The organism is Symbioplanes lichenis (assembly GCF_030709675.1).
GTDB lineage: Bacteria > Actinomycetota > Actinomycetes > Mycobacteriales > Micromonosporaceae > Actinoplanes > Actinoplanes lichenis.
Map to the genome: position 1 here is coordinate 305,563 of NZ_JAUZQD010000007.1, position 12,432 is coordinate 317,994.

The 12,432-nt window shown below is 73.0% G+C and carries 13 protein-coding genes; 5 read left to right on the forward strand and 8 right to left on the reverse strand.

Features of this window, described 5'->3' with window-relative positions:
• Positions 1-106: 106 nt before the first annotated feature.
• On the reverse strand, positions 107-967 hold the full coding sequence (locus RAN62_RS18990; RefSeq protein WP_305786024.1) for a LysR family transcriptional regulator: 861 nt from the start codon (positions 965-967) through the stop codon (positions 107-109).
• 147 nt (positions 968-1,114) lie between these two features.
• On the opposite strand from RAN62_RS18990, the gene RAN62_RS18995 reads away from it, so the two are divergent.
• A complete protein-coding gene (locus RAN62_RS18995) occupies positions 1,115-1,483 on the forward strand; it encodes a hypothetical protein (protein WP_305786025.1) in 369 nt (122 codons plus the stop codon).
• Here the strand turns inward: RAN62_RS18995 and RAN62_RS19000 are convergent.
• The gene (locus RAN62_RS19000; protein WP_305786026.1) at positions 1,480-2,079 is read right to left on the reverse strand and encodes a methyltransferase domain-containing protein; all 600 of its coding nucleotides are present in this window, start codon (positions 2,077-2,079) and stop codon (positions 1,480-1,482) included. The two genes, RAN62_RS18995 and RAN62_RS19000, sit on opposite strands and share 4 nt — an antisense overlap.
• Before the next feature lie 207 nt (positions 2,080-2,286).
• Between RAN62_RS19000 and RAN62_RS19005 the strand changes: the two genes are divergently transcribed.
• Positions 2,287-2,898 carry a GNAT family N-acetyltransferase gene (locus tag RAN62_RS19005; RefSeq protein WP_305786027.1) on the forward strand — a complete coding sequence of 204 codons (612 nt, stop codon included), beginning with the start codon at positions 2,287-2,289 and terminating at the stop codon, positions 2,896-2,898.
• Positions 2,895-3,986, forward strand: a complete 1,092-nt coding sequence (locus RAN62_RS19010) for a DNA glycosylase AlkZ-like family protein (RefSeq protein WP_305786028.1) — start codon at positions 2,895-2,897, stop codon at positions 3,984-3,986. Before RAN62_RS19005 ends, RAN62_RS19010 begins: the two co-directional genes overlap by 4 nt.
• A 4-nt stretch (positions 3,987-3,990) precedes the next feature.
• On the opposite strand, the gene RAN62_RS19015 is transcribed toward RAN62_RS19010, so the two are convergent.
• From RAN62_RS19015 to RAN62_RS19030, 4 genes are all read right to left on the reverse strand, one after another.
• Positions 3,991-4,290 carry a DUF3040 domain-containing protein gene (locus RAN62_RS19015; protein WP_305786029.1) on the reverse strand — a complete coding sequence of 100 codons (300 nt, stop codon included), beginning with the start codon at positions 4,288-4,290 and terminating at the stop codon, positions 3,991-3,993.
• 184 nt (positions 4,291-4,474) lie between these two features.
• Positions 4,475-5,698: a bifunctional glycosyltransferase family 2/GtrA family protein gene (locus tag RAN62_RS19020; RefSeq protein ID WP_305786030.1), complete on the reverse strand. Its 1,224-nt coding sequence runs from the start codon at positions 5,696-5,698 to the stop codon at positions 4,475-4,477.
• Between the two features lie 128 nt (positions 5,699-5,826).
• Positions 5,827-7,974, reverse strand: a complete 2,148-nt coding sequence (locus RAN62_RS19025) for an ArnT family glycosyltransferase (protein WP_305786031.1) — start codon at positions 7,972-7,974, stop codon at positions 5,827-5,829.
• Between the two features lie 128 nt (positions 7,975-8,102).
• On the reverse strand, positions 8,103-9,164 hold the full coding sequence (locus tag RAN62_RS19030) for a 3-deoxy-7-phosphoheptulonate synthase (RefSeq protein WP_305786032.1): 1,062 nt from the start codon (positions 9,162-9,164) through the stop codon (positions 8,103-8,105).
• A gap of 278 nt (positions 9,165-9,442) precedes the next feature.
• On the opposite strand from RAN62_RS19030, the gene RAN62_RS19035 reads away from it, so the two are divergent.
• Positions 9,443-9,847 carry a hypothetical protein gene (locus tag RAN62_RS19035; protein WP_305786033.1) on the forward strand — a complete coding sequence of 135 codons (405 nt, stop codon included), beginning with the start codon at positions 9,443-9,445 and terminating at the stop codon, positions 9,845-9,847.
• Here RAN62_RS19035 and RAN62_RS19040 read toward each other — a convergent pair.
• Both RAN62_RS19040 and RAN62_RS19045 read right to left on the reverse strand, forming a co-directional pair.
• Positions 9,794-11,326, reverse strand: coding sequence for a HAMP domain-containing sensor histidine kinase (locus RAN62_RS19040; RefSeq protein ID WP_305786034.1), 1,533 nt, complete (start codon positions 11,324-11,326; stop codon positions 9,794-9,796). The genes RAN62_RS19035 and RAN62_RS19040 overlap by 54 nt on opposite strands.
• Position 11,327: 1 nt before the next feature.
• Complete coding sequence (locus RAN62_RS19045; protein ID WP_305786035.1) at positions 11,328-12,065, reverse strand: response regulator transcription factor; 738 nt, start codon at positions 12,063-12,065, stop codon at positions 11,328-11,330.
• 130 nt (positions 12,066-12,195) lie between these two features.
• Here RAN62_RS19045 and RAN62_RS19050 point away from each other — a divergent pair, with 130 nt between their 5' ends.
• Entirely contained in the window at positions 12,196-12,408 is a 213-nt protein-coding gene (locus RAN62_RS19050) for a hypothetical protein (protein ID WP_305786036.1), read from the forward strand.
• Positions 12,409-12,432: the final 24 nt, after the last annotated feature.

Consider the following 12,432-nt stretch of genomic DNA (forward strand, 5'->3'; position numbering starts at 1 on the left):
TGGCCGGAACGGTACCGTCCCGTCGCGCAAAAGTCACCCGTTCGTGAACGCCGTCTCGTGGCGCGGCCGTCATTTCCGCGTGAAGGCCTCCCTGAAGTGGGGGCCGTCATTCTCGCGTGAAGGCCTCCTTGCAGTGGGGGAGGAAGGCGCGCAGCAGGGTCGTCTCGCCGCGCCACACCAGCGTCACCGGCAGGGGCAGGTCCTCGACCGGCACGGTTGTCAGCTCCGGCAGCGCCGCGGCCGCCGACGCGTGCAGCACGCCGACCCCGAGCCCCCGGGCGGCGAGCGCGGCGATCGCCTCCGGCGCGGTCACCTGCATCGCCACGGTCGGATGCAGCCCGGCCGTGGCGCAGGCCTCGTCCAGCGCGCCGCGCACGCCGATGCCGGGCGGAGGGCAGATCAACGGGTACGTGCACAGCCGCCGCAGGGACACGCTCGGCCCCTCCGCCAGCGCGTGACCACCGGGCACCGCCGCGGTCAGCCCCGCACCGACGACCGTGTGCCCGGTCAGCCCGGTCGGATCGCCGCCGACCAGGGCGATGTCCGCCTCGTCGGCCCGCACCCGCGCCACGAGGGTCGCCGAGTCCGCCTCGGTCAGCGCGATGTCGACGGTCGGGAACTCCCGATGGAACGACGCCAACGCCTCGAAGAGTGCGGTCACGGTGCACCCCGTGACCATTCCGACCCGCAACTGTCCCCGCACCAGCCCGGTGACCTCGGCGACGGCCTGCCGGACCGCCTCGGCGCCGGCGAGGGCGCTCCGGGCGTACGGCAGGGCGGCCTGGCCGGCGGGCGTCAGCCGCACCGAGCGGGACGAGCGGTCGAAGAGCCGCACCCCCAGGTCCCGCTCGATCTGTCTGATCTGGGTGCTGACTCCGGACTGGGTGAGATGCAACCGCCCCGCGGCCTTGGTGAACCCGGCCTCTTCGGCCACCGCGACGAAACACTCGAGCTGCCACAGATCCATGCCCGCGGATAGTAGTCATGGCGCTAGACTAGTCACACTTACAGAGCGGCCGGCGCCCATCCACGGCGGACAGACCGCGTCTGATTACACCCCGGCGGGGACGTGAGTGAACGCGCTTCCCCGGCGCCGCCGCGTTAGCCTGCGGGGGTGAAGCTCAAGTTGAAGCTGTCCCGGCAACAGCTCATCGTGCTCGGCATCGCCGTGCTCGTGGTGGTCGCGCTGCTGTTCAGCCGGGCCAACGGCGACGACGCCGCCCAGGGGCCGGGCCCTCTCGACACGGCGGCGAGCCAGGCGTGCAACGACTTCGACGCGGGCTATCTCGACGCGCGGACCAAGACGGCCCGGCTGGCCCTCGCCGACAAGGTCATGCAGTCCACGGGCAAGTCCGAGAACGATCAGATCGCCGATCGAGCGGCCGAGCTGGGCCGGAGCGCCGGCGACGGCGGGGGCGGGTGGAAGACGTCGGCCGACGCATTGACCACGGCGTGCCGCGACGCGGGCTGGAAGGCTTCCTAGGGTCGCACCGCCACGGCGTGGAAGACGTGCCAGTGCTTGTCACCGCCGTAGGCCGGCCCCGGCGCGTCCTCCTCTTCCCAGGACACCAGGTCGAGTCCGTCGAAGAGCTGCCGGGCCTCGGCCACGGTGAGGAACGTCTCGCCCTCGGTGCCCGCCCACTCGTCGTGGTCGCCGAAGAGGTTGACGGCGAGCACCCCGCCCGGCCGCAGCGCGCCCCGGACCAGCCCCCAGATCCGGTCGAAGGACTCCCGGGGCTGGTAGGGGAGGGCGTATCCGGAGTAGACGAGGTCGGCCGGGGGCAGGGCGGTCAGCTCGGCGTAGTGCTGGTTCGTGACGGTGAGTCGATCGTAAACGCCGCCGACCGTGCGCCGGACGACCGCCTCGGTCCCGGGTGCGCCGTCGATCGCGTGCACCCGCCAGCCGGCGTCGAGCAGGGCGCGGGTCTCCACGCCGGCGCCGCAGCCGAGGTCGATCGCGGTGCGCCCGCGGCCCGGGCCGGCCGTGGCCGCGGCGCGGACCAGCAGATCCCGGGGCGGGCGGCTGCCCCGCACGGCGTTGTAGGCCACCCAGTGCGCATCGTCGTGAGCCACTGTCACCAGTCCTTCCTGTCATGTCGCCCGGAACCGCCGGCCGACCCGCCGAAATCGCGGAAGATCGCAGTCGACAAGCTGACAGGGTGCCACGCCGTCGCAGGCGGGCGGCGGTTTGCGGCTTTCCGGCGGGCTCCGGCACGGGCTCCCGGGAGCGTTGCGCAGCTCACGGGCACTGGCCGAGTCCGGGTCCTTCCGGGCAGGATCGGGCGCATGACCAGCCCGGGCGGCCTGCCGTACCCGATCACCCTGCGCGGCGACGGCATCGTGCTGCGCGAGTGGCGGGACGAGGATCTCGACGCGCTGGTCGAGCTGCTCGACGAGCCCGCCATCGCCCGGTGGACGCCGATGACGTCGCCGTTCGACACGGCGGCGGGGATCGCGTACCTGAAAAGAGCCCGGCAGGGACGCCTGAGCGGGCGCCGCATGCAGCTGGCCGTCACGGTCGACGGCGAGCGCCCGCTGGGCGAGGTGCTGCTCTTCGGCGTCGACGCCGGCCTGCGGGAGGCGGAGCTGGGCTATCTGGTGGGCGCGCCGCATCGCCGGCGCGGGCTGGCTGCCCGGTCCCTCACGCTGCTTTCCGGGTACGCCCGGAGCACGCTCAACCTCGGCCGCCTCCTCCTGCGCATCGACCCCGCCAACACGGCGAGCACGGCCGTGGCCCGGCACTGTGGCTACCGGCTGACCGGTGAGCCGCCGATCCTCCAGGAGGGCCCGTACGGCCCGAGCAGTCTCGACACGTGGGAACTCGTCGCCGGAGGGGCGAACAGCCGCTCGGAACGGCTGAGAAACGTCGCGGCGAGACGGTACGGTCGCCGCTCATGAAGGTGAGTCGGGAGCAGGCCCTGGCCTATCGGGTGACGGCCCTCGGGCTGGCCGAGCGGTCCACGGCGCGGCCGGCCGATCTGCCCGTGCTCGACCTCGGCATCCAGGAGTACACGCCGGGTTCGGAGCGCGTCGCCCTGGCGGCCCGCACCGGCGCCGAGTTGAGCGACGACCGGCTCGTCACCGTCTGGGCCGCCCGGGGAGCCCCGCATCAGCACCGGCGCCGGGATCTCGGGTGGCTGGTCCAGGCCCTGTGGCCCCTGAGCGACGCCGATGCCGCCGCCCGGACGAAGAGCGCGCAGGTCCCGGCGGCCCAGCGGCTCGGCATCGAGGCGATCCGGGTCACCGCCCGGGCGTTCCGGGAGGTCGTGACCGGCCCGATGCCCCGCGGCGAGGTGAGCGCCGAGGTCAGCCGGCGGATCCCGGCGGAGCTCACGTACGACTGCCGGGCCTGCGCCGCCCGGCACGTCGCGGGCACGGTGTGGCAGCCGGCGGGTCTGCCCGGGGGAGTGCTCGTGGCCGCGCGGGGCCGGGACGCGTTGCTGGCTCCGATCGCGGGCGCCCCGCCGCTGCCCGGGCGCAATGCCGGGATCGGTGAGCTGATCACGGCGTACCTGCGGTTGCTAGGGCCCGCCGGCCCGGCGGAGGTGGCGCGTTATCTCGGGACGACCGCGACCGAGATCAAGCGGGTGTGGCCGGCCGGGCTGGACGAGGTGACCGTGGCGGGCCGGCGGGCGTGGCTCCCGGCCGGGGGCGCGGCGACGCTCGGCGCGGTGGAGCGGCCACGGGGCGTGCGGTTCCTCCCGCCGATGGATCCGCTGCTGCAGGCCCGCGACCGGGAGCTGCTGATCCCGGAGCGCGACCGGCAGAAGGAAGTGTGGCGCGTCCTGGGCAACCCGGGCGTGCTGCTCGTGGACGGCGAGCCCGCCGGGGTGTGGCGCGCGAAGACGGCCGGCCGCAAGCGGGTCGACCTGACGGTGACGGCCTTCGACGCGATGCCGGCGACGACACGCAAGGCGGTCGAGGAGGAGGCGGGCGTGGTGGCCCGGGCCCGCGAGGTGGGCGCGGCGACGGTGGCCTGGAGCTGACTTCTTACCAGCTCGGGGGCAGCGTGTCCGGGGTCGGCGGGAGCTTCGGGGCGCGGCAGCGGAAGCCGATCGCGACCATCACGACGAGGGCCCAGACGGCGGCGACCACGGCGGCGGCCCACCAGCCGACGACGGCCAGGATGAGGGCGGCGGCCCAGACCACGGTCGCGGTGAGGATCAGCGAGACGGGCACCTGACGGCGACCGGAGCGGCGGCCGGCCATGCGGTTGCAGAAGTCGGGGTCATCGCGGCGCAGCTGACGCTCCAGCTGCGCGAGCCGGCGGTTGTCTTCCTTGCTGAGCATCTCGCACCTCCGGCACGGGGACACGCAACGACCGGAACCGTACGGGGGCCGGGGCCGGTCGGTTTCTCCATTGTTACCCGTTGGTCACGAGATTCATACCGTGCCAGGGGTTGTGTTCCAGGAATGTTTGTGTTTCCGTCCCCGGTCCATCCTGGAGTTTGTCCCCTGGCGCCGGCCGACCAGGTCAGGGCCGGTGCGCCGCCCGGAAGACCCAGATGCGCATGAGGAGAAACCGAGCCGCCGTGGCCAGCAGGTTGGCGACGATCAGGGCCGCCAGCTCGACCCACGTGGGCGGGGTGGCGACGGCCTGCAGCAGGGCCAGCGTGCCCGAGGTGAGCCCCAGCCCGATGCCGAAGACGACGAGACCCTGCACGTGGTGCCGCCACGCGCCGTCGCTGCCCTGGATCCGGAAGGTGACCCGGCGGTTCACCGCGGTGTTGGCGACCGCGGTGACCAGCAGCGCGATCAGGTTGGCCCACTGGGCGCCGGCCCCGGTGCGGAGCAGGGCGTAGAGCGCGAGATAGGCCAGCGTGCTCGCGGCGCCCACCGCGGCGAAGCGGATGAGCTGCCCGGCGAGCCCGGCGGGCACCCCGGCGACGGGCAGCGGGTTGCGGCCGAGCTGCTCGCGCAGGGCGGCCAGGGGCAGGCTGCCGGTGCCGAGCGCCTTGGTGAGGCGGGCGATGCCGCGCAGGTCGGCCAGCGCGGTGGCGACGATGTCGACCCGGCTGTCGGGGTCGTCGACCCAGTCCACCGGCACCTCGTGGATGCGCAGCCCGGCCCGCTCGGCCAGCACCAGCATCTCGGTGTCGAAGAACCAGCCGGTGTCCTCGACCATCGGCAGCAGCCGCTCGGCGACGTCGCCGCGGATGGCCTTGAAGCCGCACTGCGCATCGGAGAAGCGGGCGGCCAGCGTGCCCCGCAGGATCAGGTTGTAGCTGCGGGAGATGAACTCGCGCTTCGCGCCCCGGACCACCCGCGAGCCCCGGGCCAGCCGGGAGCCGATGGCCAGGTCCGAGTGCCCGGAGATGAGCGGCGCGACCAGCGGGAGCAGGGCACCCAGGTCGGTGGAGAGGTCCACGTCCATGTACGCGAGGACGGCCGCGTCCGAGTGCGTCCACACGTGCTTGAGCGCCCGCCCCCGGCCCTTCTCCGGCAGGTGCACCGACTCGACCGCGGGGTACGTCGCCGCGAGCCGGCGGGCCACCGCGGCCGTCCCGTCGGTGCTGGCGTTGTCGGCGACGGTGATCCGGAACCGGTACGGGAACTGGGCCGTCAGGTACTCGTGGAGTCGCCGGACGCACGGCTCGAGGTCGGTCTCCTCGTTGTAGACCGGGACGACCACGTCGAGAACGGGGGCGACGATCCGAGGGGCGCCGGGAGCGGCGGAGGGCAGCGTCGAAGTGCTCATGGGACCAAGGTCGCCGGGGGCGCTTTGACCGGCTTGTGGCATGCCTGTGGCGGCGCTGTGATCGATCACGGAAGCTCCAGGGAATCGGGCAGGAGGCGGCCCCCGGGGTACGAGGGCCGCCCGCTGGACTACTGCGCCGGCTGGGTGAGGTCGTAGACCGTGACGCCGTCGACGGTCTGCGCCGCGAAGGTCTCCTGGACCCAGGTGGAGATCTCGGAGCTGGCGTTGCTGCCGCCGGAGTTCCCGCCGCCGCGGTTGCCGCCCCCGCCGAAGCCGCCGCCCCCGATGAAGTAGTGGATCTTCCCGGCCTGCACGTACGCCTGGAACTGCGCGAGCGTCGGCGAGGGGTCGCTGCCGTTGAAGCCGCCGATCGCCATGACCGGCTTCTCCGTGGCGAGCTGATAGCCCGAGGCGTTCTGCGAGCCGACGGCCGCGGCGACCCAGGTGTACTGGTCCGCGCCGGCCTCGAGCAGCGTCTTCATCTGGTCGCTGACGGTCGCGGCGTCGAGCAGGCCGCCCATGCCACCGCCGCCGCGCATCCCGCCGTTGCCCCGGCCGCCCGTCCCACCCGGGAACCCGCCGCCTTGCTGGCCGTTCTGGGTGCCGCCGCCCGGGAAGCCGCCCTGCCCGCCGCCGGGGAAGCCCCCGCCGCCGGGGAAGCCGCCTTGGCCGCCGCCGCCCGGGAACCCGCCCCGGCCACCGCCGCCGGGGCCGCCGCCGGGGCCACCCCGGCCGCCGAAGCCGCCGCCCTGCACCGACGGGCCCGCCGACGGGATGGAACCGGTGTGCGGCTCGGACGCCGTCTGCACCGCGTACGCCGCCGGCCCGCCGAGCACCGCGACCAGCGCACCGCCGGCCGCCACCATGGCGATCTTCGCCGAGAGCCGGACAGAGGCGACGACGGCGACGGCGGCGAGGGCGCCCACGATCAGGACGACCCAGCGCAGCCACGGCACGAAGTCCGGGCTCCAGCCGAGCATGTGCCACGACCACCACGCGGTGACGCCGATCGCCACGGCGAGGGCGGCTGCGGCGAAGATGTTCCTGCGGGCCCGCCAGAGCAGCACGGCGCCCATGCCGGCGACCGCGCCGACCGCCGGGGACAGGGCCACGGTGTAGTACGCGTGGAAGATGCCCTGCATGAAGCTGAAGATCAGGCCCGTACTGAGCAGCCAGCTGCCCCACAGGATCAGGCCGGCCCGCTGGTTGTCGGTGCGCGCCCGGCGGAAGGTGAGCACCAGCCCGGCGACCAGCACGATCAGCGCGCCCGGGATGAGCCACGAGATCTGGCCGCCCTGCGACGTGTCGAACATGCGCAGGATGCCGGTCTCACCCCACATGCCGCCGCCCATGCCGCCACCACCGCCGCCGCCGACGCTGCCGGTCTCGTCGCCGTTGAGCCGGCCGAGGCCGTTGTAGCCGAGGGTCAGCTCGAGCAGGCTGTTGTTCTGCGAGCCGCCGATGTACGGGCGCGCCGAGGCGGGCACCAGCTCGACGATCGCGATGTACCAGCCGGCCGACACGACCACGGCGAGCCCGGAGAGCAGCAGCTGCCCCACGCGCTTGAGGATCTTGGGCGGGCCGGCGATCAGGTACGTGAGGGCGTACACCGGCACCACGAGCAGCGCCTGCAGCATCTTGGCCAGGAAGCCGAAGCCGACGAAGACCCCGGCGAGCACGATCCACTTGGTGGAGCCCGTCTCGACCGCGCGCGTGGTCGCGTACGCTCCGGCGATCATCAGCAGCACGAGCAGCGCGTCCGGGTTGTTGAAGCGGAACATCAGCACCGCCACCGGGGTCAGCGCCATCGCGACGCCCGCGATCAGGCCCGCCGCCGCGCCGAAGTGGCGCTTGACGGTGGCGTACAGCAGGCCGACCGAGGCGACGCCCAGCAGCGCCTGCGGGACCAGGATGCTCCACGAGCTCAGGCCGAAGATCCGGACCGAAAGCGCCATGATCCAGAGGGCGGCCGGCGTCTTGTCGACGGTGATCGCGTTGGCCGCGTCCGACGAGCCGTAGAAGAACGCCTTCCAGCTCTCGGAGCCGGCCTGGACCGCCGCCGAGTAGAACGCGTTCGCCCAGCCGGAGGCGCCGAGGCCCCAGATGTAGAGCACGGCCGTGAGCACCAGCAGGGCGAGCAGCGACGGCCGGGCCCAGGCCGGGTCCTCGGGCCGGCCGCGGAGCAACGCCGACCACCGGGACCGGGGCGGCGCCGCGGGCGGTGGTGAGACCGCCGGCGGCGATGCCATCTCCGGTACGGGCAACGTCGAGGTCATCAAGGTTCCTTAGGGGCAGGCGGGGAGCACATTGACTCCCTCACCTTCGGGCGCCCGCCTGTCGGACCCTTATGCCGTTCCTGTGCGCCCCCTGTGAGTCCTGTTTCGACCTGAAGGCGCGCCCGGGATCACGACGCGCGGCGCTTGGCGGCCGCGGCGGCGAGGCGCTCGAGGACGCCCACGGTCGGGTCCCAGCCCATGCACGCGTCGGTGACGCTCTGCCCGTACGTGAGCTCGCCGCCCAGGTCCTGCCGCCCGGCCTCGAGGAAGCTCTCCAGCATGACCCCGCGGATGCCCCGCTGACCGGCCTCCAGCTGCCCGGCGACGTCCTCGGCCACGGCCGGCTGGCGCAGGTGGTCCTTGCCGCTGTTGCCGTGCGAGCAGTCGATGACGACCCGCTCGGGCAGCCCGGCGTCGCGCAGCAGCCCGAGCGCCGAGGCCACGTCCGCCGCGCTGTAGTTCGGGCCCTTGCCGCCTCGCAGCACCAGGTGGCAGTCGGGGTTGCCGGTCGTGTGCATGATCGCCGGCGTGCCGGAGACGTCGATGCCGGGGAAGACGTGCGGCACCGCGGCGGCGTTGATCGCGTCGATGGCGGTGGCGATGCTGCCGTCGGGGCGGTTCTTCATGCCGATCGGCATCGACAGGCCGGACGCCAGCTGCCGGTGGACCTGCGACTCCACCGTACGGGCGCCGATCGCCCCCCACGCCACGGTGTCCGCGATGTACTGCGGCGTGATCGGGTCGAGGAACTCCACGGCCACGGGCAGCCGGCGCTCCAGCACCTGCAGCAGCAGCGACCGGGCCATGCGCAGCCCCTTGCCGACGTCGCCGGTGCCGTCCAGCCCGGGGTCGTTGATCAGGCCCTTCCAGCCGACCGTGGACCGCGGCTTCTCGAAGTAGACCCGCATCACGATCAGCAGGTCGTCGGCGAGCCGGGTGGCTTGTTCCCGCAGCCGGTCCGCGTACTCGACGGCGGCGACCGGGTCGTGCACCGAGCACGGCCCGACCACGACCAGCAGCCGTTGATCTCGGTCGTTGAGCACGTCCTCGACCTGGCGCCGGCCGTCCAGCACGGTCGCGGACAGCTCGTGGGTCAGCGGCAGCTCGTGGTGCAGCAGCGCGGGGCTCATCAGCGGCACGACGGTCTCGATGCGGTGGTCGCTGACCCGCTGCACCTCGGGGATCGTCACGGTGTCCTGCCCTTCTCCGCCGGCCGCCGCGGGGGCCGGCGTCCCCCTGGCCTGGACCGGCTCGTGAAAACGAAAAAGCAGCGACATCGTGTCGCTGCTTCGGCCGGCCCTGCGGGGTGTCTCAGGTCATGAATCCATGGCCGAGGCACCGGCGGGAGCCGGCCTCGTAAACCACGAATACCAACGGGACACGCGGCCATGGTAGCCCATCGGAGACGGACTGTGTCCGTCAGCCGGGGTATGGCTACATGCAAGTTGCGTGTGCTCACATGAAGTGCATGAACGACACGAGCACGCCGGCTCTTCTCGACAGTCTCGCCGATCTGCCGCCGGCGGAGCGTCGCCAGGCGGTCGCGGTGGTGGTGCTGCGGGTGTGGGAGACGCCGCAGGTGCTGCTCGGGGAGATCCCGCCGACCCAGGCGCTGGCGGCCATCGCCGCGATCGCCGCCGGGCTGCCCGGGGCCCAGGGCCGCCCGTGGCTCGACGAGCGCCTGCGGGCCGCCGCGTGTCCCCGGGTCACGAGCGAGCTGTCCGGCCGGGCGCTGTGCGCGCTCGACGTGCTGGTCGGCCGGGACAGCGAGTCGGTGCCGCTGGAGTTGCACGTGAGCGACGGCGCCGCGGCCGGGGCGCTACTGGACGACCTGCGGGACGTACTGATGGACGGCCTGCGGCTGGGGCTGTGAGACCGGCTGGAGCGGCAGCCGTACGGTGAACTCGGTCCGCCCGGGCACGCTGGCCACCTCGACCCGTCCGCCGTGGGCCGTGACCACCGCGTGCACGATCGACAGGCCCAGACCGGTGCTGCCGGCCGCCCGCGAGCGGGAGCTGTCCCCGCGGGCGAAGCGCTCGAAGATCCGGGGCAGCAGGTCGGCCGGGATGCCCGGGCCGCCGTCGACCACCTTGATCACGGCCGCGTCGCCCTGGGCGCGCACCCCGGCGATGACGATCGTGCCCTCGGGCGTGTGCGTCCGCGCGTTGGCCAGCAGATTGGCGATCACCTGATGCAGCCGATGACTGTCGCCGAGCACGGTCACCGGCTCGTCGGGCAGGTCGAGCTGCCAGGTGTGCTGGGGGCCCGCCGCGTGCGCGTCGCTGACCGCGTCGACCAGCAGCATCGTCAGGTCGACCGGATCGTGGGCGAGCGGCCGGCCGGCGTCGAGGCGGGCGAGCAGCAGCAGATCCTCGACCAGGGCCGTCATCCGCTGGGCCTCGGACTCGACCCGCCGCATGACGTGGCTGATCTCGTCCGGCACGGGCTGGCGGCTGCGCCGGCTCAGCTCGGCGTAGCCGCGGATCGCCGCGAGCGGGGTTCGCAACTCATGGCTGGCGTCCGCCACGAACTGACGCACCTGCATCTCGCTGGCGTGCCGCGCCTCGAGCGCGTTGCCGACATGGTCGAGCATCCGGTTGAGCGCCGCGCCGACCGCTCCGACCTCGGTGTGCGGATCGGTGTCGCCGGGCGGCACCCGCTGCGCGAGCTCGACCTCGCCACGGTCCAGCCGCAGCTCGGAGACGCGGGTGGCGGTCGCGGCGACCCGGTTGAGCGGTTTGAGCGTACGCCGGATGATCACGGCCCCGGCCCAGCCCGCGACGCCGATCGCGATCAGGACCGCACCCCCCGTGACCAGCGCGACCGCCAGCAGCGTCTGCTGCGTGTCGGCCAGTGGCAGAGCGACCACGACCACGCCGTTGCTGGTGGTGCGGGACAGCGCCCGATAGTCGCCCAGAGAGCCCAGATCGACGTCGACCGCGTTGCCGTCATCCGCTATGCCGGACAGCGCGGTGATGGTGGCGGGGGACAGATCGGTGAAGTCGTTGTCGTAGTTCCCGTCCTCGTTGAGCGCGAGCCCCACGGTGCCGCCCTCGATGTCCGTCCCGGTCAGGTAGAGGAAGATGTCTCCCTCCTGCGCGCCCGGCGGCACCCGGTCCGACCATCCGCCGAAGGGCGACGGCTGCTGGTTGGAGCGTCCTGCGGGCGGGCGGTTCTGCGCGCGGTTCGCGGTCTCGTTGAGCTGGTCGTCGAGCTGCTGATAGAGCGACTTGTGCAGATAGATCTCGGCGACACCGCCGACGACCACGCCGAGGACCGACAGCAGCGCGATCATCATCGCGATGAGCCGGGTCCGCAGCGACCAGCCCGCGGGGGAGCGCCAGCGGGTCATCTCAGTCCGCCGGCTTCAGCACGTAGCCCGCGCCGCGCATGGTGTGGATCATCGGCGCACGCCCGGCGTCGATCTTCTTCCGCAGGTACGAGATGTAGAGCTCGACCACGTTCGCCTGGCCGCCGAAGTCGTAGTTCCAGACGCGGTCCAGGATCTGGCTCTTGCTCAGCACCCGGCGCGGGTTGCGCATGAGATAGCGCAGCAGCTCGAACTCGGTGGCCGTCAGCGTCACCAGATCGCCGCCGCGGCGCACCTCGTGGCTGTCCTCGTCCAGGCTCAGGTCCCCGACGATCAGCTGGGACTCCTGGCGCTGCTGGGAGCGGCCGGTGCGGCGCATCAGCCCGCGCAGCCGGGCGACGACCTCCTCCAGGCTGAACGGCTTGGTCACGTAGTCGTCGCCGCCCGCGGTGAGGCCGGTGATCCGGTCCTCGACCGAGTCCTTGGCCGTCAGGAAGAGCACGGGCACGTCGGGCGACTCCCCGCGCAGCCGGCGCAGCACCTCGAGCCCGTCGATGTCGGGCAGCATCATGTCGAGGACGACGGCGTCGGGGCGGAAGTCGCGCGCGGCCCGCACGGCGCCCATGCCGTCACCGGCGCTGCGCACGTCCCAGCCCTCGTAACGCAGCGCCATCGACAGCAGCTCGGCGAGGGTGGCCTCGTCGTCGACCACGAGAACACGGACGGGCGCGCCGTCCGGCCGCCGGAGGTCGTTGCTGGGGTCTGCGTTAGCCATCGTCATGATCCCACTGTCGCGGGCGGCGCTTTGCGTCACCTTTCCCCTTCCTGTGTAGCACCTGTGTGTCGCGCGCACAGGAATGCCATGCTTTCCGCACAGCGTCGTGACGGCCGGGGCCGGAACCGTACTGCTCATGACGGAGACGATGAGCAAGCAGCCGCGCCGGGTGATCGGTGCGATGGTGGCGGCGTCATTGGCCGTGGTCGCGGTGCTGGGGCCGGGTCCGGACCTCGTCACCCGGCTCGGCGCGAGCGAGCAGGTGGCGTTCGCGACGGTGAGCGCCGCCGACACCATCCGCAGCGTGGGCATGCTCACCGAGGTGCCCGCGGGCCGGCGCAGCAGTTGAGCGCGTCAAACTAGGACAAACGTC